At 68.6% G+C, this 24,112-nt stretch carries 20 protein-coding genes and 1 pseudogene; 9 read left to right on the forward strand and 12 right to left on the reverse strand.

The window, feature by feature from the left end; translation table 11 throughout:
- Positions 1-39 precede the first annotated feature (39 nt).
- Positions 40-1,173 carry a branched-chain amino acid ABC transporter substrate-binding protein gene (locus tag GQ57_RS02060; protein ID WP_031397295.1) on the forward strand — a complete coding sequence of 378 codons (1,134 nt, stop codon included), beginning with the start codon at positions 40-42 and terminating at the stop codon, positions 1,171-1,173.
- A gap of 259 nt (positions 1,174-1,432) precedes the next feature.
- Here GQ57_RS02060 and GQ57_RS02065 read toward each other — a convergent pair whose 3' ends face one another.
- Positions 1,433-2,302, reverse strand: coding sequence for a mechanosensitive ion channel family protein (locus GQ57_RS02065; protein ID WP_034196936.1), 870 nt, complete (start codon positions 2,300-2,302; stop codon positions 1,433-1,435).
- Between the two features lie 319 nt (positions 2,303-2,621).
- On the opposite strand from GQ57_RS02065, the gene GQ57_RS02070 reads away from it, so the two are divergent.
- Entirely contained in the window at positions 2,622-3,992 is a 1,371-nt protein-coding gene (locus GQ57_RS02070) for a M23 family metallopeptidase (protein ID WP_034196937.1), read from the forward strand.
- A gap of 197 nt (positions 3,993-4,189) precedes the next feature.
- On the opposite strand, the gene GQ57_RS02075 is transcribed toward GQ57_RS02070, so the two are convergent.
- Positions 4,190-5,029: an AraC family transcriptional regulator gene (locus tag GQ57_RS02075; protein ID WP_031397298.1), complete on the reverse strand. Its 840-nt coding sequence runs from the start codon at positions 5,027-5,029 to the stop codon at positions 4,190-4,192.
- Positions 5,030-5,846: 817 nt separating this feature from the next.
- Between GQ57_RS02075 and leuA the strand changes: the two genes are divergently transcribed.
- On the forward strand, positions 5,847-7,556 hold the full coding sequence (gene leuA / locus GQ57_RS02080) for a 2-isopropylmalate synthase (RefSeq protein WP_034196994.1): 1,710 nt from the start codon (positions 5,847-5,849) through the stop codon (positions 7,554-7,556).
- Here leuA and GQ57_RS02085 read toward each other — a convergent pair.
- Positions 7,474-8,529: a LysR family transcriptional regulator gene (locus tag GQ57_RS02085; protein ID WP_034196938.1), complete on the reverse strand. Its 1,056-nt coding sequence runs from the start codon at positions 8,527-8,529 to the stop codon at positions 7,474-7,476. The two genes, leuA and GQ57_RS02085, sit on opposite strands and share 83 nt — an antisense overlap.
- Positions 8,530-8,642: 113 nt before the next feature.
- On the reverse strand, positions 8,643-9,416 hold the full coding sequence (locus GQ57_RS02090) for an AraC family transcriptional regulator (RefSeq protein WP_031397301.1): 774 nt from the start codon (positions 9,414-9,416) through the stop codon (positions 8,643-8,645).
- Positions 9,417-9,514: 98 nt separating this feature from the next.
- Here GQ57_RS02090 and GQ57_RS02095 point away from each other — a divergent pair, with 98 nt between their 5' ends.
- The 4 genes from GQ57_RS02095 (at position 9,515) to GQ57_RS02110 (ending at position 14,390) form a co-directional block, all read left to right on the forward strand.
- The gene (locus tag GQ57_RS02095) at positions 9,515-10,969 is read left to right on the forward strand and encodes an efflux transporter outer membrane subunit (RefSeq protein ID WP_034196939.1); all 1,455 of its coding nucleotides are present in this window, start codon (positions 9,515-9,517) and stop codon (positions 10,967-10,969) included.
- A 47-nt stretch (positions 10,970-11,016) separates the two neighbouring features.
- Complete coding sequence (locus GQ57_RS02100) at positions 11,017-12,135, forward strand: HlyD family secretion protein (protein WP_034196940.1); 1,119 nt, start codon at positions 11,017-11,019, stop codon at positions 12,133-12,135.
- The gene (locus GQ57_RS02105; protein WP_034196941.1) at positions 12,132-13,724 is read left to right on the forward strand and encodes a DHA2 family efflux MFS transporter permease subunit; all 1,593 of its coding nucleotides are present in this window, start codon (positions 12,132-12,134) and stop codon (positions 13,722-13,724) included. The genes GQ57_RS02100 and GQ57_RS02105 overlap by 4 nt, the downstream gene beginning before the upstream one ends.
- Positions 13,725-13,985: 261 nt before the next feature.
- Entirely contained in the window at positions 13,986-14,390 is a 405-nt protein-coding gene (locus GQ57_RS02110; protein ID WP_031397305.1) for a hypothetical protein, read from the forward strand.
- A gap of 165 nt (positions 14,391-14,555) precedes the next feature.
- Here GQ57_RS02110 and GQ57_RS02115 read toward each other — a convergent pair whose 3' ends face one another.
- Entirely contained in the window at positions 14,556-14,765 is a 210-nt protein-coding gene (locus tag GQ57_RS02115) for an XRE family transcriptional regulator (protein WP_235212614.1), read from the reverse strand.
- A gap of 70 nt (positions 14,766-14,835) precedes the next feature.
- The gene (locus tag GQ57_RS02120) at positions 14,836-15,435 is read right to left on the reverse strand and encodes an FMN-dependent NADH-azoreductase (protein ID WP_034196942.1); all 600 of its coding nucleotides are present in this window, start codon (positions 15,433-15,435) and stop codon (positions 14,836-14,838) included.
- Positions 15,436-15,545: 110 nt separating this feature from the next.
- Between GQ57_RS02120 and GQ57_RS02125 the strand changes: the two genes are divergently transcribed.
- On the forward strand, positions 15,546-16,463 hold the full coding sequence (locus tag GQ57_RS02125) for a LysR family transcriptional regulator (RefSeq protein WP_034196943.1): 918 nt from the start codon (positions 15,546-15,548) through the stop codon (positions 16,461-16,463).
- A gap of 33 nt (positions 16,464-16,496) precedes the next feature.
- Here GQ57_RS02125 and GQ57_RS02130 read toward each other — a convergent pair whose 3' ends face one another.
- The 5 genes and pseudogenes from GQ57_RS02130 to GQ57_RS38700 form a co-directional block, all read right to left on the reverse strand.
- Entirely contained in the window at positions 16,497-17,306 is an 810-nt protein-coding gene (locus tag GQ57_RS02130) for a TlpA disulfide reductase family protein (RefSeq protein WP_034196944.1), read from the reverse strand.
- A 437-nt stretch (positions 17,307-17,743) separates the two neighbouring features.
- Positions 17,744-18,331: a DUF4410 domain-containing protein gene (locus tag GQ57_RS02135; RefSeq protein WP_034196945.1), complete on the reverse strand. Its 588-nt coding sequence runs from the start codon at positions 18,329-18,331 to the stop codon at positions 17,744-17,746.
- A gap of 312 nt (positions 18,332-18,643) precedes the next feature.
- Entirely contained in the window at positions 18,644-19,645 is a 1,002-nt protein-coding gene (locus GQ57_RS02140) for a hypothetical protein (protein WP_034196946.1), read from the reverse strand.
- Between the two features lie 410 nt (positions 19,646-20,055).
- On the reverse strand, positions 20,056-20,532 hold the full coding sequence (locus GQ57_RS02145; protein WP_034196947.1) for a GNAT family N-acetyltransferase: 477 nt from the start codon (positions 20,530-20,532) through the stop codon (positions 20,056-20,058).
- A 207-nt stretch (positions 20,533-20,739) separates the two neighbouring features.
- Positions 20,740-21,205, reverse strand: a pseudogene (locus GQ57_RS38700) (zinc-binding dehydrogenase); the annotation flags it as partial.
- On the opposite strand from GQ57_RS38700, the gene GQ57_RS02155 reads away from it, so the two are divergent.
- Complete coding sequence (locus GQ57_RS02155) at positions 21,168-22,946, forward strand: ABC transporter ATP-binding protein (protein WP_235215002.1); 1,779 nt, start codon at positions 21,168-21,170, stop codon at positions 22,944-22,946. The pseudogene GQ57_RS38700 and the gene GQ57_RS02155 sit on opposite strands and share 38 nt — an antisense overlap.
- Positions 22,947-22,982: 36 nt before the next feature.
- Here the strand turns inward: GQ57_RS02155 and GQ57_RS02160 are convergent, their stop codons facing one another.
- The gene (locus GQ57_RS02160) at positions 22,983-24,020 is read right to left on the reverse strand and encodes an aldo/keto reductase (RefSeq protein WP_034196950.1); all 1,038 of its coding nucleotides are present in this window, start codon (positions 24,018-24,020) and stop codon (positions 22,983-22,985) included.
- Positions 24,021-24,112: the final 92 nt, after the last annotated feature.

Below are 24,112 nucleotides of genomic sequence, written 5' to 3' on the forward strand. Positions count from 1 at the left end.
GCATGGCACGGGGCACACAAGACTGACCAGGAGACAGACATGATTCGACATCACATGACGGCACTGGCTGCTGCTGCGGCGCTGACCTGCGCGCTGTCCGCGCATGCGGACGAGATCGTGCGCATCGGGCACGTCGCGCCGCTGACCGGCGCGATCGCGCATCTCGGCAAGGACAGCGAGAACGGTGCGCGCCTCGCGGTCGAGGAGATCAATGCGAAAGGGCTCGTGATCGGCGGCAGGAAGGTCACGCTGCAACTCGACGCGCAGGACGACGCGGGCGATCCTCGCACCGCGACGCAGGTCGCGCAGCGGCTCGTCGACGACAAGGTGGTCGGCGTCGTCGGCCATCACAATTCGGGCACGTCGATTCCGGCGTCGCGCGTCTATCGCGACGGCGGCGTCGTGCAGATCTCGCAGGCTGCGACCAACCCGACGTACACGCAGCAGGGCTTCAAGACGACCTATCGCGTCGTCGCGACCGACGCGCAGCAGGGGCCGGCGCTTGCGATGTACGCGGCGAAGAACATGGGAATCAAGACCGTGGCCGTGGTCGACGATTCGACCGCGTACGGGCAGGGGCTCGCGACCGAGTTCGAGAAGGCCGCGAAGGCGGCCGGCCTGCAGGTCGTGTCGCGCGACGCGACCAACGACAAGGCGATCGACTTCCGCGCGATCCTCACGAAGATCAAGGGCGTGAACCCGGACGCGATCATGTACGGCGGGATGGACGCGACGGGCGGCCCGCTCGCGAAGCAGGCGCGCCAGCTCGGCATGCGCGCGAAGATACTCGCCGGCGACGGCGTGTGCTCGACGGACCTGCCGAAGCTCGCGGGCCCGGCGTCGGACAACGTCGTGTGTTCCGAGGCGGGCATCGCGCTCGAGAAGATGCCCGGCGGCGCGGCGTTCGCGAAGCGCTACGAGGCGCGCTACCACCAGCCGATGCAGGTGTATGCGCCGTTCTCGTACGACGCGGTGTACATCATCGTCGATGCGATGAAGCGCGCGAACTCGACCGATCCGGCGAAGGTGCTCGCCGCGATGCCGGCCACCGACTATCGCGGCGTGATCGGCGAAACCAGCTTCACGCCGCAGGGCGACCTGAAGCACGGCGCGATTTCGGTGTTCACGTACAGGAGCGGCAAGAAGGCGCTGCTCGATATCGTGAAGATGTAACGCGGCGGGTCCGGCAAAAAAAACGCCGCCCGTGATGGGCGGCGACAAGCGGAGATGGTACGACGGATGCCGGACGGGATGGCTGTCTCGTCCGGCACGGCCATTGTCGCGGAATGCGGGTGCGCAGTGAATCAGACGAGTCTGATTTGGTGGCGGGCCGCGCGGCGCATCCATCCGGAGCGATTCCGGGCGGCGTGTGGACGCGGGCGCGGGCGTGACGGCCGCCGTGCGAGCCGGGCGCAGCGGCCGCCCGCGCGCCTCACCGCGTTGCAGCTTGCGCGGCGTCGGTGCGGCGTGGCGCGTCGTGCACGATGTGCAGCTCGCGCGTGCGGATCGGCAGCGCGCAGTTCGCGTCGGCGAGCGTCTTGCGCACCTGGCGGGCGAGGCGCCAGCGCATGGCCCAGAACTTGTCGGTGTGCGTCCATACGCGCAGGTTCGCGACGGCCGTGCTGTCGTCGAAGCGCATCACCATCACGTCGGGCGCCGGATCGTGCAGCACGTCGGGATCGGCCGCGGCCAGCGCGCGCAGCGCATCGAGCGCGCGCTCGATATCGTCGTGCACCGACACCTCCACTTCGAGATCGAGACGGCGCGTCGGATTGCGTGTGTAGTTGCGGATCGCGCTGCCCCACAGCGCGCTGTTCGGCACGTATTCGCAGATGCCGTCCGGCTTCGTCAGCCGCGTCATGAACAGCCCGACCTCGTCGACGGTGCCTGCGACCCCCGCGCCGCCGTCGATGTAGTCGCCGACCTTGAACGGCCGCAGCAGCAGGAGCATGATGCCGGCCGCGATGTTCTGCATCGTGCCCTGCAGCGCGAGCCCGATCGCGAGGCCGGCCGCGCCGAGTACCGCGACGATGCTCGCGGTTTCGATGCCGAGCTGCGACAGCGCGCCGACGATCGCGACGATGCGGATGCCCCACACGGCGACGTCGCACAGGATCGGCCGCAGCGTGTCGTCGACGCGCTCCTTGTTCGCGAGCAGCCGGTTCAGCCAGTTGCCGATGCGCTTCGACAGCCACCAGCCGGCGACGAGCAGCGCGAGGCCGGCGCACAGCTTGAGGGACAGGGTGGACAGCGCGTTCCACAGGAACGTCCAGCGTTCCGGATGAAGTTGATCGAGAGACATGCGGGATTCCGGTTGGATGGCTCGATGCGCGACACGCGACGGGCCGCCGCATGCGCAGCGGGCCGGCGCGCGCGCCGGCAGCGTTCGACCATGCACGGTACGCAATGGTTCGCGCCCGTGCATGGGGTCGGGTCGTCAGCCGACGTGAAATCCGCATTTCGTTCGAGTACTAAGAGATGGGAAATAAAAATAAGATTGGTCCCATTTAGCGAGTTCGTGCGCGCCGATACACTCGCCTTCATGTTGCCGGGCCGCGAACGCAGCGCTTCCGCGATACCCGGCTTTTCCCCTGTTTCCATTGATAGCGAGTGACGACGTCATGCGGTTAGACCTGCGTTCCCGTCTCGCACGCGAACAAGGTCGATCCGCCGTGCGCGGCGTCCGACGTTTTCCGGATCTCCGCGCGCTGGTGCGCGGTGTCGTCGCGGCGGCCTGCGTGGCCGGCGCGCACGGGGCGGCGGCACAGGCGGCTCTCGATGCCGCCGCCTCCGCGCCCGCGATTCCGGAGTCCGCCGACCTTGCCGACGTGCCTTTTTTCAGTTCCGCGCGAACCACGTGGGGCGGCTTGCGCACGCCGGCGGTGCCGCTCGACGTCGCGTACGTATCGCATGCGTCGCCCGATCCGGCGGCTGCCGGGCGCGACGGCCCCGTGGCCCGCTTCGGCGCGTGCGTGGCTTACCGCGTGCTGTGCGACGCGGCGCGCGGCGCGGTCGAGCGCAGCCATGCGGCGCGGTTCGATTACGGCCTTGCGTCGCCCTTGCCCGCGCTGGACGCGCAACCGGCGTTCGGGCGGACGGCCGTCGGTCTCGCGTCGGCCGAGCCGTTCATGCTCGATGTACCGGCGAGCGGCGCGCGCGCCGGCGCGATCGCCGGCACCCTGCGGGCGTCGCTGGCGCGCGCCGACCTGCCGGCCGGCGTGGCCGCGCAGATCGTCCGCTTGCTCGCCGGGCGCATCGATCCGTCGCAGCGCGGTGCGGCCGGCGATACCTTCCGCGTCGCGTTCGAACCCGACGGCCGCGCGACGCATCCGGGCCGCGCGCGCGTGACGGCGCTCGACATCCGCCTGCGCGGCCAGCGTGTCGCGGCCGTATGGTTCGCGCCCGATGCCGGTTCGCCGGGCGCGTACTACGACCTCGACGGCATGCCGCTTGCCGGGACGCGGTTCGCGATGCCGGTCAGGGCGACGCGGATCAGCTCGCGGTTCGGTGCGCGCGTGCATCCGGTGACGGGCGCGCGCCACGTGCATTCCGGCGTCGATCTGGCGGCACCGGCAGGGCGGGCGGTTCACGCGTCGGAGCGCGGTGTCGTGACGTTCATCGGCACCGAGGCGCGCGGCTACGGCAAGTATGTGGTGATCCGCCACGACGGCGGCTATGCGTCGTACTACGCGCACCTGTCGGCATTCGAGCCGACGCTGCGAACCGGCGCGCGCGTCGCGCGCGGCCAGCGCATCGGCGCGGTGGGCAGCACGGGCACCGCGACCGGCCCGCATTTGCACTTCGAGGTGCGGCAGCGTGCGCGCCTCGTCGATCCGGTCGGGCTGGTGCGCGCAGCCGACGCGGCGAGGCTGACGGGCGAACGGCGGGTGGCGTTCAACCGCGCGGCCCGTGGTGCGCGTACGCAACTGGCGGCGGCCGAGTGGCTGTCGCCGGTTGCGATGTCGAAACCCGCTACTTCGCGGGCCGGCTGACCCCGCGGGATGCCGGCCGTCAGCCGGGTGGCCGGTTGCGCCCGGCTACGCGCCGGCACTCGCGCCGCAGGTGCTGTTCGTGCGCCAATGACTGCCGGCCCGTCCGCTTCAACGCCGGGATCGCACGCGATCCGGGGTAGTGGCGATTCGCTCTACGGCCGGGGCGGGAGACACCCCGGCCGGGCAACGCGCACCGCTCACGCGGCCGCTACGACCGGCAACCAGATTTCAAGCACCCCGGTTTCCGCAACGGGATCGAAATCCTCGCTGTAGCGCTCGAATTCGGGCGCGTCCACGGCCTTGAAACCCGACGTCGGCAGCCAGCCGTTCCAGATGCTGTAGATGGTCTGATGGAGCGTGGAGATGTGTCCGCCGTGTTCGAAGACCGCATACCGCTGCGGTTCGAGCTCGACGCAGCGAAACGGCGCGGGCAGCCGGTCGCGATGCGCGACTTCGACGCCGGCGATGTACTCGAAGCTGCCATCCGCATCCGGGTTGCAGCATACGCCGTAGGTCACGTCGCCGATCTGGCCGGGGATCGTGCCGAGGTACGGGACGAACGCCTGCCAGAGCGCCGGGATTCCTTCGTTGGTTTCAAAGGTGTAGCGGTCGCTCATGCCGGCGATCAGCCGTTTTTCCGCGACTTCGAAGCGGGACGGCGTCACGGCGATCAGATTCAGTTCTTTCATGCGAAGCGGCTCCACAAGAGACAATCCGTCGAGGGTGCGCCGTGTCCGCACTTCCTCGGGCGTCATGCCGAAGAGGTCGCGGAAGGCGCGCGTAAACGCCTCATGGGAGCCATAGCCGGCGTCGAGCGCCACGTGCAGGATGTCCGGCGCGCCTTGCGCCAGCGCGTGCGCCGCACGCGTCAGCCGCCTCGACCGGACATAGCGCATCACGGGCCACCCGGTATTCATCGAGAACAGCCGCGAAAAGCCGAAACGCGTCATGTCGCAATCGGCGGAAATCCTGTCGAGCGTCAGTGCCTTGTCGAGCGCGGTTTCGATGTACCAAAGTGCTTTGCCAACCGGATTCATAGCGTGCCAATGAGGGTGTCGGACGGAACTATAGGGTACCGGCGGCGGGTGCATTTGATCGTTCTTGCGGCGCGTGCGGCAGACAGGTGCAAGCCGCTGCGCGCCGCGCCGCGCCGCATCGCGTCACGGAGCCGGGCGGGTCGGGATCGACGCGCCGGCGGGGGCGATCGGGCTTCGGCGCGGACGCCCCGTGCGGGCACCAGGCCGCGCCGGTTTCAACGTCGGCACGCTGTTGGCGGCCGCGCCTGTCGGCCGCCAACGAACGCCCGCGGCACGCCGATGGCAGCGGGAAGAGTGTGCGGCAACCGGCGAAGATCGTTGACCAACTCACTCCGAACGTGAACGGGGGCGCCATCGGTGCGGCACCCGTGAAGCATGGCGGCGGGCTATCGGACAGGACTGATTCCGGCGGCCGCGCGGACGTGCGACGGGCGAGTCACCCATTGACAACCCCGGTCGCCCTGTGATCTGATTCCGGCCATGCAAGCCGCCCAGCCCCTCTTCTCGCTACGACTACTAGCCCGTTTCTCCGGGCTGGGTCTGCGGCTGCGCGCTTCCTTCCTGCTTCGTTCCTGAAGCGCCAGATTTCCCCCGTATCACAGACCTGGCCCCGGTTGTCGACCGGCGCCTGAGTTCGTCCTTCTTCCGTACCGCTCCGCTCCGTCCCGGTCGCTCAACCGCCAAGGCCGTCGTTCGCCGTACCGCTTTGCCGTTGTGCCGTTTCCACCGTTTCAACCGCTGCGCGCGCAGCCGCCGCCATGACCGATGGCCGCCGCGCCGCGGTGTTCCGATCAACCGACCGAGGACCGACATCATGATGCTGAAGAACCCCGCCGCGAAGTACCGACCGTTTACGCCCGTCAACCTGCCGGATCGCACGTGGCCGTCGCGCACGATCACGCAGGCCCCGATCTGGATGAGCACCGACCTGCGCGACGGCAACCAGTCGCTGTTCGAGCCGATGGACGCGGCGCGCAAGATGCGGATGTTCAAGATGCTGGTCGCGATCGGCTTCAAGGAGATCGAGGTGGCGTTCCCGTCGGCATCCGAGACCGACTTCAATTTCGTGCGCGAGCTGATCGAGGGCGGCCACATTCCGGACGACGTCACGATCGAGGTGCTCACGCAGGCGCGCGACGACCTGATCGAGCGCACCTTCGAATCGCTGCGCGGCGCAAAGCGCGCGATCGTGCACCTGTACAACGCGACCGCGCCGGAATTCCGCAAGATCGTGTTCGGTCTCGACCGCGATGGCGTGAAGCAGCTCGCGGTGAACGCGGCGCGCACGATCAAGCGTTGCGCCGACGCCGCCACCGATACGCATTTCACGCTGCAGTACAGCCCGGAAACCTTCACCGCGACCGAGCTCGATTTCGCGAAGGAAGTCTGCGACGCCGTGTTCGACGTCTGGCAGCCGACGCCGGAGCACAAGGCGATCGTGAACCTGCCGGCGACCGTCGAAGTCGGCACGCCGAACTTCTACGCGGACCAGATCGAATGGATGCACCGCAACCTCGCGCGCCGCGACGCGCTGATCGTGTCCGTGCACCCGCACAACGACCGCGGCACCGCGGTCGCGGCGGCCGAGCTGGCGGTGATGGCCGGTGCGGACCGGATCGAGGGCTGCCTGTTCGGCAACGGCGAGCGCACCGGCAACGTCGATCTCGTCACGCTCGCGCTGAACCTGTACTCGCAGGGCGTCGATCCGGGCCTCGATTTCTCGCAGATCAACGAAGTCGCGCGCACGTCCGAGGAATGCACGCAGTTGCCGATCCATCCGCGCCATCCGTACGTCGGCGATCTCGTGTTCACCGCGTTCTCCGGCTCGCACCAGGATGCGATCAAGAAGGGCTTCGCGGTACAGAAACCCGACGCCGTCTGGGAAATGCCGTACCTGCCGATCGATCCGAGCGATGTCGGCCGTACGTACGACTCGATCATTCGCGTGAACAGCCAGTCGGGCAAGGGTGGCATCGCGTACCTGCTCGAGCAGAGCTACGGCGTCGCGCTGCCGCGCCGCCTGCAGGTCGACTTCAGTGCGGCCGTGCAGCGCCTGACCGACAACAGCGGGCTCGAGGTGACGAGCGCGCAGATCTGGTCGCTGTTCCAGCAGGAATACGTGGAAGGCGATGCGCCGCTGCGTTACGTCGGCCATGAGCTGAGCGAGCGGGACGGCCGCGAGACGATCGTGCTGACCGCCGACGTGCACGGCGAGCGTCGCGTGCTGCGCGGCGAAGGCAACGGCCCGCTCGACGCGCTGATGCACGCGTTGCGTACGCCGCTGCGCATCCAGCATTACGAGGAGCGCGCGCTGTCGCAGGGCGCCGATGCGAAGGCGATCGCGATCGCGGAGCTGGCCGGCACGGGCGTGCGCGGCAGCGCGTTCGGCGTCGGCATCGACGCGAACCTGACGACGGCGTCGATCCGCGCGGTGATCAGCGGCGTCAACCGCGCGTATGCGCGCGCGGACGAAGCGGCACAGGCGACGTTTTTTGACGCGCATCGCGCGATGCAGGCAGTCGCGTAAGCGGGGCGGCAGCGGCCGCGCCGGCGCTGGCCGGCGCGGCTGCCTCGCCTTCCCCGGCGTGGCCGCCGCGCACCCCGTCGAGCGCATTCCGCAGTTCCGTCTTCATGAAATCCACCCACGCGCGCGTCTTCGCGTCGAGATGCCGGCGTGACGGATACACCAGAAACACCCCCACCTCATCCGCCCGGTAATCGGGCAGCACGCGCACCAGCGCGCCCGACCGCAGCCCGTCGTCCGCGACGAACGCCGGCAGCAGGCCGATTCCCGCGCCTTCCCGCACCGCGATCGCGAGCGACGCCGCGACGTCGGCCGTCATCGAAGGTTCGAACGCGATCGTCTCCGCCTCCGTGCCGCGCGTGAGGGTCCACTCGCGCGCCGGGTACGCGGGCGCAACCAGTTGCAGGCAGCGATGCCGCGCGAGCGCGCGCGGCGTGTCCGGCATCCCGTGGCGCTCGACATACGCGGGCGCCGCGCACAGCACGTTGCCGATCCGCCCGACGTCGATCGCCACCTGATCGGAGCTGGGCAGGCTCGGCATCGCGACCACCGCGACGTCGTAGCTGTCGCGGATCAGGTCCGGCACCTGCGGCGCGAGCGTCAGGTCGACGCTGACGTCCGGATAGCGCGCCTGGAAGCGCGCGACGAGCGGAATCACGAAGCGGTTCGCGATGCTGGCGCTGCAGTGCGCGCGCAGCCGGCCGTGCGGATGCAGCCGCGCGCCGCGTGCCTCGCGTTCGCTCGCATCGACGGCGAGCGTGATGTCGCGTGCGCGCGCCAGATAGCGTTCGCCGGCCTCGGTCAGGCACATCGAGCGCGTCGTGCGGTTCAGCAGCCGGATGCCGAGATGCGTTTCCAGCGATGCGATCGTGCGGCTGACGTACGCGGTCGTGAGGTTGAGCCGTTTGCCGGTTTCGGTGAAGGTGCCCGCATCGGCGAGCGTGACGAAAACCTGCATGCTTTGAATCAGATCCATCGGCGTGGCGGGCGCGTGGCGCCGGTGTCGTGCGATGCCGCTACTGTAGCGAGCGGCGGGTCGCGCCGCGCACGCGCGTATGCGCTCGATCGTCGCGAAACGGACAGTGCGGTTCAGCGCCGCCGGAAGTATTCGCTCGGAGGCACGCCGAGCGCCTTGCGGAACATCGCCGCGAACGCACTGGGGCTGTCGTAGCCGTGCTCGAGCGCGAGCTCGAGGATCGGCGTACCGGCGGCCAGGCGCGGCAGGCTCAGCAGCAGACGCGCATGGCGGCACCACGCGCCATGCGTCATGCCCGTTTCACGCTTGAAGGCGCGCGCGAGCGTGCGCTCGTTCATGTGCGCGTCGCGCGCCCACGACTGCAGCGTGACGACCGACGACGGTTCATGGATGAGCCGCGTGCACAGCGCGGCGAGCGCCGGATGGCGCGGCATCGGCACATGCAGCGACAGCAACGGCGCGATTTCGATTTCGTCGAGGATCAGCGCGAGCACGCGTCCCGCACGATGCGAAAGGTCGTAGTCGGCCGGCAGTTCGCATGCGGTCACGATCAGTTCGCGCAGCAACGTGCCGACCTCGATCACGCGGCACGCGTCCGGCAGGCTCGGCCGCACTTCGCGTGCGACGAACACCGAGCGCATCTGCACGTCGCCGGCCATCCGGATCTCGTGCTGCGTGCCGGCCGGCACCCACACCGCGCGCCCTGTCGGCACCACCCAGCTGCCGGCATCCGCATGCACGAGCATCACGCCGGAAATGGCGTGAATCAGCTGGCCATGCTGGTGCGAATGCGGCGGATACAGGACGCCGGACGCCGCGTCGGACGCGACGACCGCGATCTGCTTGTGCTTGTCCTTGCGCTCGAGCGCGCTGAAAAATGGGTCCACGTGTCCTTTTCTCGACGACGAATGCGCTTTGCGCGCGAGATCGACCGAATGGGTCGAAATTACCATAGGTCCACCGTTTGCTCGACTGTCATTGCACGATGCGCGCCTCGCCATTTCCTCCGGTTTCCCTCCGTCTGTCCGTTGCCGCCGCGCTGCTGAGCGCCGCGGCGCTCGCCGCCTGCTCGGTCGGCCCCCCGTACCGGCCGCCCGTGGCCGACGCGGTGCGCGCGGCGCCGTTCGATGCGGCGGCCGATGCGCCTGTCGCGTCCGGCGGCGCGTTGCCCGACCGCTGGTGGCAACTGTTCGACGATCCGGCGCTGGACGCGCTCGTGCGCGAAGCGCTCGCGCAGAACCGCGATCTCGCGGTGGCGGCGGCACGCGTGGCGCGGGCGCGGGCCGTGCTCGACGAAGCGGATGCCGCGCGGCTGCCCGATACGACGGCCGGCTTCGGCGTCGACTACGGCAAGCACGCGCCCGACCAGATCGCCGCGAGCGCGAAGGGGACCGATGCGCGTACGCGCTGGGGTTTCGCGCCGTCGTTCGCGGTGTCGTGGGAAGTCGATCTGTGGGGGCGTGTCGGTCATCTCGTCGACGCCGCGCGCGCCGATTCGGAGGCCGTGCAGGCCGCGTCCGACGCGATGCGCGTGGCGGTGGCCGCCGAGACGACGGCCGCCTATGCGCAGGCCTGTGCGTACGGCGAGCGGGTCGACGTGGCCGAGCGTTCGGTCGCGATCGCCGACCGGCTCGCCGCGTTGACCGAGCGGCAGCGCGCGCACGGTCTCGTGTCCGACCTGGAAGTCGCGCGATCGCGCGCGTTTGCCGACGATACGCGCGCCGAACTGCCGGCGCTCGCGGGTGCGCGCCGCGCCGCGTTGTATGAACTGGCCGTGCTGACCGGACAGGCGCCCGGCGCGATTCCCGATGCGGCCGCGCGCTGCCATGCGACGCCCGCGCTCGCGCGGCCGTTCCCGGTCGGCGACGGCGCGGCGCTGCTCCGTCGCCGCCCCGATCTCCGCGAAAGCGAGCGCCGGCTCGTCGCATCGAATGCGCGAATCGGCGTTGCGACGGCCGAACTGTATCCGTCGATCGTGCTGGGCGGCTCGGTGAACTGGCTGTCGACGAGCGGCGCACCGTCGTCGCTCGGCGACAAGTACGCGATCGCCTGGGGCGTCGGGCCGTTGATCACGTGGCGCTTCCCGAATCTCGCGGCGAGCCGCGCGCAACTTGCGCAGGCGCGCGCCGACGATGCCGCCGCGCGCGCGTCGTTCGATGCGCAGGTGCTGCGCGCATTGAAGGAAACCGAGCAGGCGCTGGCGCGCTATGGCGCCGAGTGGCGCCGCAAGTCCGCGCTCGAGACCGCGCGTGCGGAACACGCACGCGCTTACCGGCTGGCCGAACTGAACTACGACGCGGGCGCGCTGGATTTCCTCGGCGTGCTCGACGCGCAGCGCAGCCTCGTTACGGTCGATGCGGCGCTTGCCGCGTCGACGCAGCAGGTCGCGCTCGATCAGGTGGCCGTCTTCAAGGCACTGGGGGGCGGCTGGCAGCCCTAGCCGGCCGTTTGTCAATCCGTACGCAATCAACCATTCCGATTCCGATCATGAGCACCACAGCCGTACCCGAGAAATCCGCCCGCTTCGCGCGGCGCCACTGGATCGCCGCGGGCGCCTTCATCGCCGTCGTCGCGCTTGCCGGGTTCGGCTGGCGCTGGTGGACGGTCGGCCGCTTCATCGAACACACCGACGACGCGTACGTGCGCGCCGACATCGTGACCGTCAGCCCGCGCGTGGCCGGCTATGTCGCGCGGGTGGCCGTCGACGACAACCAGCCCGTGAAGCGCGGCGACGTGCTCGTCACGCTCGACGATCGCGACTATCGCGCGAAGCTCGACGATGCGCAGGCGGCCGTCGCTGCCGCCGATGCGACGTTGCAGGCCGAGGAAGCCGCGGCCGCGACGCTCGACGCCCAGGTCGGCCAGCAGCGCAGCGTGATCGAGCAGGCGCAGGCCGACGCGGCCGCCGCGCGCGCCGAGGCCGCGCGGCGCGATGCCGATGCGGCGCGCTACCGGCAGTTGCTCGCCGAATCGGCCGCCAGCGGCCAGCGCTGGGAACAGGCGCACGCCGATGCGCTGAAGGCGCGCGCGGAGCTGGCCCGCGCGAGCGCGGCCGTGCACGCGCAGGACGACCAGCAGACGGTGCTGCGCCGGCGGCGCGCGCAGAGCACGGCCGCGATCGAACAGGCGCGTGCGCGGCTCGCGGCGTCGCGCGCGAAGCTCGCGCTGGCGCAGCTCGATCTCGAGCACACGGTGATCCGCGCGACGCGCGACGGCACGATCGGCCAGCGCGCGGTGCGCGCGGGCCAGTATGTCGAGGTCGGGATGCCGCTGCTCGCGGTCGTGCCGCTGCGCGACGTGTACGTCGTCGCGAATTTCAAGGAGACGCAGCTCGGCGCGATGCACGACGGCCAGCCGGTCGAGATCGACGTCGATACCTATTCGGGCCGCACGCTGCACGGCCGCGTGCTCGGCCTTGCACCGGGCTCGGGCGCCGAATTCGCGCTGCTGCCGCCCGACAATGCGACCGGCAACTTCACGAAGATCGTGCAGCGCGTGCCCGTGAAGATCCGGCTCGATGCGCCGCCGCCGGGCCTCGTGCTGCGGCCCGGCATGTCGGTGATCGCGCGCGTCGACACGCGCGGTGAACCGGGAGCCGGATCGTGACGGCCGCGACGACACCGGCCGCGCAGGCCGCGCGGGAGGACGAAGTCTCGCTGCGCGCGTGGGTCGCGGTGCTCGGCGGCGTGTTCGGCTGCTTCATGGCGGGGATGAACGTGCACGTGACGAACGCGTCGCTGCCGGACATTCGCGGGTCGCTGGGCGCGAGCTTCGAGGAAGGCTCGTGGATCTCGACCGCCTACCTCGTCGCCGAGATCGTCGTGATCCCGCTCACCGGCTGGCTCGTGCAAGTGTTCTCCGCGCGCCGCGTGCTGCTCGTCGGCGCGACGGGCTTCCTCGCGTGCTCGATCGCGTGCTCGGTCGCGCCGGGCATTTCGTCGATGATCGTCGCGCGCGCGCTGCAGGGGGCGTTCGGCGGCGTGCTGATTCCGTTGTCGTTCCAGCTGATCGTCACCGAGCTGCCGCCGTCGAAGCATCCGCTCGGCATGGCGCTGTTCGCGGTCGCGAACAACGTCGCGCAGGCGGCCGGGCCGTCGCTCGGCGGCTGGCTCACCGACATGTACTCGTGGCGCTGGATCTTCTATCTGCAGATCCCGCCCGCGATCGCGCTGATCGCGGCGATCGCGTGGGCGATCCGTCCGGTGCCCGTGCAGTTGTCGAAGCTGCGCCAGGCCGACTGGTTCGGGATCGCGACGATGGCGATCGGCTTGAGCGCGTTGCAGATCGTGCTGGAGGAGGGCGGGCGCAAGGACTGGTTCGCATCCAGCCTGATCGTCGAGCTGTCGATCGTCGCGCTGATGGGGCTCGTCGCGTTCGTCGCGATCGAGCTGCGGCGCAAGGCGCCGTTCATCAACCTGCGGCTGCTCGGCCGCTACAACTTCGGGATCGCGAGCCTGATGCAGTTCCTGTTCGGCGCGGTGGTGTTCGGCGTCGTGTTTCTCGTGCCGAACTACTTCGCCGAGCTGCACGGCTACAGCGCGCGCGACATCGGCCTCGCGATGATTCCGTACGGACTCGTGCAGTTCGTGATGTCGTTCCTGACACCGCCGCTGATGCGCCGCACGAGCCCGCGCACGACGATCGTGCTCGGCTTCGTGCTCGTCGCGGCCGGCTGCCTGATGAACATCCACCTGACCGCCGACGCCGCGTCGAACGTGATCGTGCCGTCGCTCGTCGTGCGCGGGATCGGGCAGTCGCTCGTCGTGATCGCGCTGTCGGTGATGGCCGTCGACGGGATCGAGAAGGCGCAGCTCGGGTCGGCGTCCGGCGTGTTCAACATGGTGCGCAACGTCGGCGGCGCGATCGGCATCGCGGTGGCGAGCCAGATCGTCGTCGAGCGGCAGAAGCTGCACGCGATGCGGATCGGCGAAGCGGTGACGCCGTTTTCGGCGGCGTTCCAGGAGCGCATGGCGACGCTCGCGCGGCTGCTGGCGCGCGTGCATGTGCCGCGTGGCGACGCACTGCCGGGCGCGGCGACCGGCGGCGTGCACGAGCTGGCACTCGCGCTCGTGAACCAGCGCGTGATGCGGGAGGCGCTGCTGATGGCGTATAGCGATACGTTCCTGATCGCGGGCGTGGCGATGGCGGGATGTACGGTGGCGGCGTTCGCGCTGAAGGGGAAAAAGAAAGCGTGATGGGGACGGACACCCGTTATCGAGGCCTGACATACCTGACAGGCGAAGAAATCCTGCAATGGGCGTATCTTTCACGCGGCGCAGGCGGGACGACCGGCCTGCGGCCGATATCGTGAGCCAGGCCGGCGCAGGTCGCCGGCCTGTCGTTCGTGGTGGCCACGCGCGCCAGGGTCGCGCAGATCCGCGCTGCAGGCCGCCCGCTCTCCGTGGTCCTTGTCCATTCAACCGGCCCGTTGTCGGGCTCATCGCGAGGAAAGCGTCATGACGAAACCCGATTCCCTGAAAGGCGACATCAAGGAGCAAGCTCAGGATGCCGATCGCCACAACCTGGCGCGACCCGCCGCGAACGGCGCGCTGTGGGCGCGCGGGCTGACGACGCAGCGGGTGGCCGACCTGTTCCGGACGCAGCGGGGCCTGCCGGGGCACTGGATGCAGATCCAGAACGAGGTCAACGCCGGGAACCGTTATTTCTATGGCGTCCAGAACGGCCACCAGACGACCGACGAAGGCAAGGAGCTGATCCGCTGGATCGCCGACGCGGTGATCAGCGCCGCACAGCGCGCGGACTTCGATTTTCCGTTGCAGCAGCTTCAATTCACGGCCGATACGGGGTGGCTGAAGCTGCAGCGCGTGTCGGGGCGCGTGATGGTGTTGTCGCGGCCCTGAGCGCCGATCCGGCGCATCGTCGAAACCCGGGGCGATCGGTACGCTGCCGGTGCGCCGAGGATGATTGTTGCGGGCTGGCGCGGTGCGCCCGCTCGCCGGTGACGGGCGTCCGGCGGCGGCCGGGGCCGGACGCTACGCACGGCTTTTCGTTGATTCCGCCGGCCGTCAGACTGACACCGCGATGCCTGCCGAACGCGGTGGCCCCGCCGGTCGCACGACGATTTCCACATGCCGGCCCAGCGACGCGAGCGTCTGCATCAGCAGTTCCAGCGAAACGTTCCGGAGCCTTTCGCGTTGCTCGGGCGTGACGACCGGCCGGGCCATCTCCGCGAGCGCCGCCGCCTCGTCTTCGTTCAGGCCGCGCGAGGATGTCATGGGCGTCGCGCCGTTGCCGGCCGAACCTGCGCGGGAACGCCGCCGCGCTTTCCGCCGCGCCAGCCGCGACTCATGCGTGCAGCGCATCCATCTGCCGGCGTGCGTTCGCGAGCCCCGTTTCGAAGCCGTACGGCTTCATGTCGAGCCCTTCCGCATAGACGAATTCCACGTCGGTGATGCCCATCAAGCCAAGCACGGCACGCAGGTACGGCGTGACCGCATCCGTTTCCTGGCCGACGTGCACGCCGCCGCGCGAGCTGAACACGATCGCGCTGATGCCTTCGACGAGCCCCACCGGATAGGTCTCCGTGTACCGGAACGTGACGCGTGCGCGCGCGACGAGGTCGAACCAGTTCTTCAACTGGGTCGGCACGTTGAGGTTGTACATCGGCGCGCCGATCAGCAGCAGGTCGCTGTCCTTGAGTTCGGCAATCAGTGCGTCGGACAACACGACGGCGCGCTGCGCACGCGCGCTCGGATCGGCCGCGCCGCGCAGCGCGTGAAACAGTTCGCTGTCGAGCATCGGCAGATCGGCATCGACGAGATTGCGCACGATCACGTCGTCGGCATGGCCGTTGGCCTGGCGCCGGGCCAGGAACGTGTCGATCAGCGCGCCGGTGTGCGACTGGCTGCCGTTGATGCTGGATTTGAGGACGAGGATCCTGGCCATGCGGGGTGCTCCGTTGCGAAGGTGAAGACGGGAATCGATCCTAGCATTCACTTTTTGTCGCCAGAAGCGATAAGATCGACGCACTGTGTAGCGTATTTATCCCCAATTGCATGCGAAACAACCTGAAGGGCATCGACGTTTTCGTCGCCGCGGCGGAAGCGAGCAGCTTCGCGCAGGCCGCCGACAAACTGCACCTCACGCGGTCCGCGGTCGGCAAGAGCATCGCGCGCCTCGAGGAGCGGCTGGGCGTCGTGCTGTTTCAGCGGACGACGCGCAGCCAGAGCCTGACCGACGAAGGGGCGTTGTTCCACGACCATTGCCTGCGCGCGATGGAGCAGATCCAGGCGGGCGAGGCGCTGCTGGAAACCGGCAAATGGCAGATGAAGGGGCGCCTGCGCGTGTCGATGCCGACGCTCTTCGGTCATCTTTGCGTGGCGCCGATCCTGATCGAACTGGCCAAGGCGCATCCCGAACTCGATCTCGACCTGTCGTTCACCGATCGCTCCGTCGACCTGGTCGAAGAGCGTTTCGATCTGGCGGTGCGCGTCGGCACGTTGCCGAACAGCAGCGGCCTGATTGCGCGTCCGCTGGGCGAGCACCGGATGGCGTTCTGCGCATCGCCGGCATACCTGGGCCGCTGCGGTGAACCCGCGACCTATGAAGAACTCGAACGGCACAAGGCGCTGGCCTACACGCGTTTCGGCCAGGTGCATCGCTGGCCCGTCATCGTCGATGGCCAGCGCGTGGAATTGCAGCCCGCCACTCGCCTGCTGTCCGACGACCTGAGCGCGCTGATGGATGCGGCCATTGCGGATCTCGGTGTCGCGTGGCTGCCGTACTGGCTGGTGCGCGACGCGTTGCGCGGCGGCGCGTTGCGGGAGTTGCTGCCCGATCGGCCGGGCGTGATCTTTCCGATCCAGGCGGTATGGCCCTACACGCTGCATCTTCCGCTGAAAGTGCGGGCCGCCGTCGATGCGCTGCTGGACCATCTTCCGGCCCGGCTGACCGCGGTCGAGGCGCGGACGTGACGAAGCGATGCCGCTCGCGTTCGGCCGGGCGCGTTACTGGCCGAAGCGGTCCGCCACGGCGTCCTTCAGCCGCGCGGCGGTGATCTCGCCCATGTGCGATTCGACGAGATTGCCTTTCGCATCGAAGAAGAGCGTCGTCGGCAGCCCGCGCGAACCGTAGGCCTGCATCGCGTGCAGCGTGCGATCGAGCAGCACGTGATCGAACCGCAGCCCCTTCCGTTCGAGGAACGTGCGCACCGCTTGCGCGTCTTCGCCCTGGTTGAGCATCAGCACGGTCATCCCCGGATGATCCTGCTGCGCCTGCGCGAGGATCGGCATTTCGCGCTGGCACGGCGGGCACCACGTGGCCCACAGGTTCACGACGACGGGCTTGCCCGCGAAGCGTTGCACCGGCACCGGCGTGGCGTCGAGCGCTTCGAGCTGCAGCGCGGCAAGCGGCGGCGCGCTGTGCTGCAAGGTTGCGAGCGTGCCTTGCGCGATGCCCCACGCGGCGAGGCCCGCCACCATGCCGGCCATCACCGGGCGGCGCAGCGCGGGCAGGCGGCGCAGGCGCCAGCCGGCGAACACGATCGCGGCCGCGACGCCGATGCGCCAGTCGAAGCCGCCGTCGCCGAGCGAGACGATCGAGCGTGGTACGGCGGCGTACTCGTGCCACCACTGCGCGACATAGGCGATGCGCGCGGCGATCAGGCCGAACAGCAGCGTGTCGAGGATCAGGCTCGGGGCGGTCTTGTGATGGCCGTCGGGCGGGCGGTGCTGGATGAAGCGCGCGACGAGCCACGCCAGCAATGCGGCGATGGCTACCGCGACGACGCGGATCGAAAAGGGGCCGATGCTCAGCATGAAAGGACGCGGGTAGACGTGATCGAGCGGGGCAGGAAACTGGATTGTCCGCCTCGGCGGGGCAGCCGTCGACGGTCGTGCGGCGTTTCGACCGGCGGTTGCGCATGCGGGTTCCGTGGCGAACTTCACCGCATCGCGCGGGGGCGATGCACACGGTCGGCTTGCGACGACGCGACTGTCATGCGGGCAGGCTGCAGTTCAGGTGGATCAGAGGGGCGGACGGCCTTGCATCGCCTTCCCGAAATCGGCGGTGCGGCGCGCGAGCGCGGTGGGGATGGTGGCGGCGGGGCGTGCCGGTTGCTGAAGCGCATGCCGGGAAGCGCGTCCTGCCGATGCCGGTCGTGGTGCACGACTTCCGCATCGGCGGCGGCGGACGAGCGTGGCCGCTGCCGCCCGACGGGCCGCACAGGTGCGGCCGGCCGGGCGTCGGGCGCGGGTTACTGCGTCTTGGTCTGCGTGGCGTTCGCCTGTTGCGCGTCGGCCGCCGGTTCGAGCGTCGTCAGCGTCTTCTCGGTGAACTTCTCGTACAGCCAGTTCAGGCGCGTCTCGTCCATGCCGCCGGCGAGGCCGCCGAGTGCATACGATGCCGATACCTTGAAGTGGTCGATCTGATGATTGTCGGCGTCGAGCAGCGTCACGGTGCCGTCGACGTGATCGTTGCCCGCCATGAAGCCGAACATGACGGCGGAGAAGCTCGAGCGCACGCGAATGCCGTTGACTTCGACGTTCAGGTGCATCGCGTCGGTCGAATCAGCCGTTGCCAGCAGCTTGCGTGCCGCCAGTGCGCTTTCGATTTTCCCCTTCAGGTTTTCGGGGCTGAATTTCAGATTGTCTTTCAACGCTTCCTGGGCGGCATTGTCCAGCGTTACGTTCACGATGATGGGTTTCGTGCCGAACTTGGGCGCCGATGCCGTAGCGATGGCCCCCGCCTGATCGCCGGCGTCGCGCGTCACGCTGCTTGCGCAGCCGGACAGAAAGCCGATCGTAACCAATGCCAGTGCGGCGTGACGGATGACAGATTTCATGATTTGGCCTTTTGATTTAGGTTTTTTTTGAGATGGCTTTTTAGCCGGGCTGAAATTTAACATGGGGCGATCCGTTTCAAATAGTCGAATAGATCGGGAAAAATTTCGATTTTCATTCGCCACGGGTTTGTTCGGCATTCCAAGATGCCGGTCGCGTGTGCCGATTAACGGAGCGGTGCGACGCCCGCCTGTCGTGTGCGCGATTTCGTGCGTGGAATGGAACCGGACGGGAAGGCAATGTCGACGGTCGCGCGGCGATTGACCGTGGTGCGGGTGCCGGCGGCGCGGTAAACGGGTCGCCGGGGGTGTCGGTCACGGACGCTTGTCGCCCGTTGCCTCGCCGAGCCGGTATGCGGTGAAGAACTCGTACCACGGCGACCCTTCCCCGGTCGGTACGCCGAGCGCCGACGTGCGCTGCTTCAACGCGACGAACACGTCGTTGATGAGGGGCGTCAGCGTCGTGTCGCGGAACGGAACCGGTTGCGCGCGGCCTGCCGCGAACGCGCCATACGCGATCGCCAGCAGGCGCGCGCGATCGTCGGTGCCCGAGATGGCCGCGTCGATCGCATCGACGAAGCGCGGCCGATCCTCCGCGTGCGATCCTGACAGGCACAGGAACACGATCGCCGACAGTTCATGGAGGTCCTTCACCTGCAGCAATACCGGCAGCCGCGCGAGGACGTGCCCGACCGGCTCGTCACGCAGCGCGTCGCCGAAGTCGAGCACGGCGGTCATCGGATTCCGCTCTGCCGTCAGCCGATCGAGCGCGGGCGGCGTGGCTGAAGCCGCATTAGGGAGGCCGCGCGGCGCGGACCGCAACGCATCGGCCACCTGCTGCGTCCATTCCGGAAAGATCATCCGCACGTTGCCGAATTGCTCGCCGCCTTCCGCCGCCGGATTCCACCGATAGACGATCGTGCCGCCGCGGAGAAACGGCGAATACAGATGCTCGGGCGTCTGCGGCAACGGCCGCCGGTTGATCGGCAGCCACGCGAGCGTCAGCCAGTCGTAGCGGCCCGTCGAGGGCACGGAGGGGCTCGAACTCGCGACGACCTGCCACGTGCCGCGATTCGCGTAGCGGCGCCGCGCGTCGGGCACGGGGACGGTCCGGCCTTTCGCGGTGTCGAAATACGTCGTGCCGGTCACGACCGCGCCGCTGTCCGCGCCCGGGGTGACGATCGAGATGACCCACGACGCACCGTCCGCCGACCGGTAGTCGGACGGCTTCAGCGTGGCGACGTCGTGCACCATGCGCGTTTCCGCCGCGACGGGGCTCGGGGGCGCATCGGCAGGCGCGGCGAAGATACTCGGCATGGGCTGTCCTCGGAACAGGGTGCGGCGTCGGAGGCAACGTGTCGGACGCGGATCACGCACGGCGGCGCAGGTTGTTTTCAATCACTGTAGAACTTCGCCGCCGGAAACGGAAATCGTCAGATTCGGCGCAGGCGCACGCGCACGTGTTCCGCCGCTTCCCTCTGCTACACATTGACATGTAGCCTTGGGGCTGCAAGATCCGATAGGCAAAAGGATTTCGTACCCCCGGGGCCACCAGGATGCCGGGATGATCGTCGTCGATATCGGGCATGGCGTTCGATCATGCGGGGCCATCCAGGAGCGACGCTTGCCAACGATCCGGTATTTCTCCCATTGCGGCAGTGGCACGCGTGCCGCTGTTTCCGTGGATCAACGCTCGGCCGGTGCGGTAACTGTCGGTCCCGCCTCGCTCAACGCGGCAACACTTTCCTGTAAACCACACCGCCCGTTTTGTTCGCGACGCTGTCGTAAAGCCGCATCGCCGTGTGATTTGTCTCGTGCGTTTGCCAGGTCACGCGTTCCGCGCGATGTTTACGCGCGGCGTCGTACACGGCCTCGATCAGCGCGCGGCCGACACCCTTGCCGCGTTCGCTGTCGAGCGTGAACAGATCCTGCATATAGCAGGTCGGCCCGGCGTGCGTCGTGCTGCGGTGATACAGGAAATGCGCGAGCCCGACGAGCCGGCCATCGCGTTCCGCGACGAAAGCATGCACGGGTTCGTAGCCGTCGAAGAAGCGCGACCACGTGAGCTGCGTGATTGCCAGCGGCAGTGCCGTGTCGTCGAAGCGGCCGTAGAAGCGGTTGTAGCCGTCCCACAGCGGCAGCCACTGATCGTAGTCGTCTTCTTGTGCCGCGCGTACGGTCAGGCGGGTGTCGGTGTCGCTCATGTTTGCGGACCTTTCGAGGAGAAGTGGGGGCGTTGCCGGCGGCGCCGGCCCGTCGCAGCTCTCTACGATAGAAAGTTCGCGGCGAGACGGGTAGGCCCATGACGACGGCGCTTTCTGGTGCCACACCCGCGAAATTCTCTCGAGGCCGGCCACCGGCCGGGGCGCGCGACGATCCCGTTCATCGAAAACCGGCGACACTCCGTCATGCGCCGACGGCTCGACCGCAATCGCGCTTTTTCCGCGAATGCCATTCTTCGGGCTTTCCAGCCTCGCGCGGGCGAGCGGAACGTCGGCAAGGGAATGGACGGCGCCGACGTGCGGCCGCAATTGACCCCGCGCAACGAGTGCGCTCAACTCGTCGAGCTTGCCCTCGGTTCTGTCTCGTGAAAACGAAGAGATGGCTCGCGTTCCTGCCCCATGCCTGGATGAGGTTTTGCGGTTGTGCAATGTCCACGATCGTGACCACGCGGCCAGGCTGTGCGAGCACATCGGGGCTGCGCGACAAGGTGTTGCCGCCGCTGGTGTCGAACACGACGTCGACGTCGCGGCCGCCCGTTTCCCGCATGACGGCGTCGACGCAATCGTCCTTCCCGTAGTCGACGACCACGTCGGCGCCCGGGCTTCGCGCGAACCGGATGTTTGCTTCCCGCACGGTCGTGAACACCCGAACGCCGCCGCGCCTTTCCTTTCAGTCTGTTAGACTTTTCGGCCGCTCGCCGCCATCCGGGCCGTGCCCGGTCTTATACGCCATGAACGAACGCCACGCGCCGAATCCGGTCACCGAGGTCCTGCATGCGTACTGGAAGGCCGATCGCTGGATGTTGCTGACGGTCGTGGCGGTCGTCGTCCTGTCGAGCGCAAGCGCGGTTGCCGCGCCCTATCTGTTCTCGCGCCTGATCGACGCGCTGTCGCATCGCGGCGCGCTCCACGCGCTGCTGCCGGGCTTCGTGCTCTACGCGGTGCTGCTGGGCGTGTCCGGCGCGCTGCAGCGCGTGGTGCAGTACTTGTCCTTCATGAGTTCCGAGAACCTGGGATTCATCACCAGCACGCGCTTTTTCGAGCGCATCCTGAAGAAGACCGCGGCGTTCTTCGTCGAACACAATCCCGCGGAAATCCAGAACGCGAACGAGCGCGGGAGTCGGGCGCTGTCGGTGCTGGTGCAACTCGGCCTGATGGACCTGGTTCCCGGCACGTTGCAGATCGCGCTCGCCCTCGTCACGCTCGGCGCGCTGATCAATCTGGAAGTGGTGGCGATCGCCGCGGTGTACGGCGTGGTCGCGGTGACGATCGCGATCGTCGCCGCGCGGCGTTCGCGCGTATTCCTCGACCGTGCGATCGAGGCCGCGCAGGAGAATGCGCGTTTCGTCGGCGGCGCGATCGGCGCGATGGAAACACTCCGGCATTTCGGTAGCCATCGCTGGATGAGCGAACGCTTCTCGGAGAAAGCGCGCGTCGAGCGCGACAGCTGGCGCGCGTACGTGCTGCAGCACGTCGGCTTTCTCGTGCTGCTGGGCCTGGGCCTCGCGATCCAGTTCTCGGTGACGTACTGGCTGCTGTTGCCGCGCCATGCGGCGGGCGCGCTGTCGATCGGCGACATCGTGCTGTTCAATACGTTGCTGCTGCAACTGAATTTGCCGTTCGAAATGATCGCGCGCGCCGTCGACGAAAGCGCGCGCTCCCGCGCGGCGCTCGCGCCGTTTGTGGCGCTGTGGACGGCGCCCGAGGAGCGGCAGGTGTCGCATGCCTCGACGTTCGCGCCGCGGGACGGGCGCATCGTGTTCGAGCGTGTCGCCCATGCGTACGGCAACGGCCGTGGCGTAACCGGCGTCGACTTCGTCGCCGAACGTGGCGCGCTGACCTTTCTCGTCGGTGAAACCGGCGCGGGGAAATCCACTGTCTTCAAGCTGGCGCTGAAGTCGATCGAACCGACCGGCGGGCGGATTCTCGTCGACGGCGTGGATCTCGCGACCATCGATCGCGCCGACTGGTACGGCGCGGTCGCCGTCGTGCCGCAGGATGTCGTGCTGCTGAACGAAAGCCTGGAGGACAACATCCTGCTCGGCCGGCCGCACGACGCGCGGCGTTTGCGCGAGGCGGCCGCGAAGGCGACGATCCTGCCGTTCATCGACGGCCTGCCGGACGGCTTCCGCACGACGGTGGGCGAACGCGGGCTGAAGCTGTCGGGCGGCGAGCGCCAGCGCATCGCGATCGCGCGGGCGCTGTACGGGAATCCGACCGTGCTGTTTCTCGACGAGGCGAGTTCCGCGCTCGATGAAGCGACGGAGCGCGACATCATGGAGCACGTGCGGCTGCTGGCCCGCGACGTCACGGTGATCGCGATCACGCATCGGCGCTCGGTCATCGGTGCGGCCGACACTGTCGTGCGGCTCGGCGAGGCGGGCGTCTCGGCGTAGTGCACCTCGACCGCGGCGCCGATCGGCCGTCGCCGCTTACCGAAGGATCGGAGGGTTGAGCTGCGCGAACGCCGGTTGCCGGCGATACGGGAAGTACGGATAGGGCGCTTCCACCGCGCTCGCCGCATCGAGCCTGGCGACCTGCGCATCGGTCAGCGCCCAGCCCGCCGCGCCGAGGTTCTGGCGCAACTGTTCCTCGTTGCGCGCGCCGATGATGACCGACGACACGGTCGGCCGCTGCAGCAGCCAGTTCAGCGCGATCTGCGGCACCGTCTTGCCGGTTTCCTCCGCGATCGCGTCGAGCACGTCGACCACGTCGTACAGGCGTTCGTCGTCGACCGGCGGCCCGTAGCTGGCCGTTTCATGCAGGCGGCTGCCTTCGGGCAGCGGCGCGTTGCGCCGGATCTTGCCGGTGAGCCGGCCCCAGCCGAGCGGGCTCCACACGAGGGCGCCGAGGCCCTGGTCGGCGCCGAGCGGCATCAGGTCCCACTCGTAGTCGCGGCCGACGAGCGAGTAGTAGACCTGATTCGCCACGTAACGCGACCAGCCGTGCCGATCCGCCGCTGCCAGCGACTTCATGATCTGCCATCCCGCGAAGTTCGACACGCCGATGTAGCGCAGCTTGCCCGCGCGCACGAGAGCGTCGAGCGTCGACATCACTTCCTCGACCGGCGTGCCCGCGTCGAACGCGTGCAGTTGCAGCAGGTCGATGGTGTCGGTGCCGAGGCGGCGCAGCGCGTTGTCGACGGCGCTTGCCAGTCGCGCGCGCGACGTGCCCGCGTCGTTCGGGTCGTCGCCGGTCGGCAGGCCCGTTTTCGTCGAGATCAGCACCCGGTCGCGACGCCCCTTGATCGCGGCGCCGAGCACGCGCTCGGATTCGCCGTCCGAATACACGTCGGCCGTGTCGAACAGGTTCACCCCGGCTTCGAGGCAGATGTCGATCAGGCGGCGCGCTTCGTCGACACCCGTGTTGCCCCATGCGCCGAACAACGGGCCGGTGCCGCCGAACGTGCCGGCGCCGAAGCTCAGGACGGGAACCTTGAGGCCGGAGCGGCCGAGGGGGCGATATTCCATGGCGGGTTTCCTTTGGATGTTCGAACTGCCGAGGGGGCGGCCGCGAGGCCAGGCGTCGCCCCACTGTATCGCTTGCGGATATTCCGGATAAT

Source organism: Burkholderia sp. MSh2 (assembly GCF_000731655.1).
GTDB lineage: Bacteria > Pseudomonadota > Gammaproteobacteria > Burkholderiales > Burkholderiaceae > Burkholderia > Burkholderia paludis.

What these genes read in the sequence shown, in the direction of transcription:
- GQ57_RS02060 (WP_031397295.1), top strand. Translation starts at nt 40, where the DNA reads ATGATTCGACATCACATGACGGCACTGGCTGCTGCTGCGGCGCTGACC.
- GQ57_RS02065 (WP_034196936.1), bottom strand. Translation starts at nt 2,302, where the DNA reads ATGTCTCTCGATCAACTTCATCCGGAACGCTGGACGTTCCTGTGGAAC.
- GQ57_RS02070 (WP_034196937.1), top strand. Translation starts at nt 2,622, where the DNA reads ATGCGGTTAGACCTGCGTTCCCGTCTCGCACGCGAACAAGGTCGATCC.
- GQ57_RS02075 (WP_031397298.1), bottom strand. Translation starts at nt 5,029, where the DNA reads ATGAATCCGGTTGGCAAAGCACTTTGGTACATCGAAACCGCGCTCGAC.
- leuA (WP_034196994.1), top strand. Translation starts at nt 5,847, where the DNA reads ATGCTGAAGAACCCCGCCGCGAAGTACCGACCGTTTACGCCCGTCAAC.
- GQ57_RS02085 (WP_034196938.1), bottom strand. Translation starts at nt 8,529, where the DNA reads ATGGATCTGATTCAAAGCATGCAGGTTTTCGTCACGCTCGCCGATGCG.
- GQ57_RS02095 (WP_034196939.1), top strand. Translation starts at nt 9,515, where the DNA reads ATGCGCGCCTCGCCATTTCCTCCGGTTTCCCTCCGTCTGTCCGTTGCC.
- GQ57_RS02100 (WP_034196940.1), top strand. Translation starts at nt 11,017, where the DNA reads ATGAGCACCACAGCCGTACCCGAGAAATCCGCCCGCTTCGCGCGGCGC.
- GQ57_RS02110 (WP_031397305.1), top strand. Translation starts at nt 13,986, where the DNA reads ATGACGAAACCCGATTCCCTGAAAGGCGACATCAAGGAGCAAGCTCAG.
- GQ57_RS02115 (WP_235212614.1), bottom strand. Translation starts at nt 14,765, where the DNA reads ATGACATCCTCGCGCGGCCTGAACGAAGACGAGGCGGCGGCGCTCGCG.
- GQ57_RS02120 (WP_034196942.1), bottom strand. Translation starts at nt 15,435, where the DNA reads ATGGCCAGGATCCTCGTCCTCAAATCCAGCATCAACGGCAGCCAGTCG.
- GQ57_RS02125 (WP_034196943.1), top strand. Translation starts at nt 15,546, where the DNA reads ATGCGAAACAACCTGAAGGGCATCGACGTTTTCGTCGCCGCGGCGGAA.
- GQ57_RS02130 (WP_034196944.1), bottom strand. Translation starts at nt 17,306, where the DNA reads ATGCTGAGCATCGGCCCCTTTTCGATCCGCGTCGTCGCGGTAGCCATC.
- GQ57_RS02135 (WP_034196945.1), bottom strand. Translation starts at nt 18,331, where the DNA reads ATGAAATCTGTCATCCGTCACGCCGCACTGGCATTGGTTACGATCGGC.
- GQ57_RS02140 (WP_034196946.1), bottom strand. Translation starts at nt 19,645, where the DNA reads ATGCCGAGTATCTTCGCCGCGCCTGCCGATGCGCCCCCGAGCCCCGTC.
- GQ57_RS02145 (WP_034196947.1), bottom strand. Translation starts at nt 20,532, where the DNA reads ATGAGCGACACCGACACCCGCCTGACCGTACGCGCGGCACAAGAAGAC.
- GQ57_RS02155 (WP_235215002.1), top strand. Translation starts at nt 21,168, where the DNA reads ATGTTTGCTTCCCGCACGGTCGTGAACACCCGAACGCCGCCGCGCCTT.
- GQ57_RS02160 (WP_034196950.1), bottom strand. Translation starts at nt 24,020, where the DNA reads ATGGAATATCGCCCCCTCGGCCGCTCCGGCCTCAAGGTTCCCGTCCTG.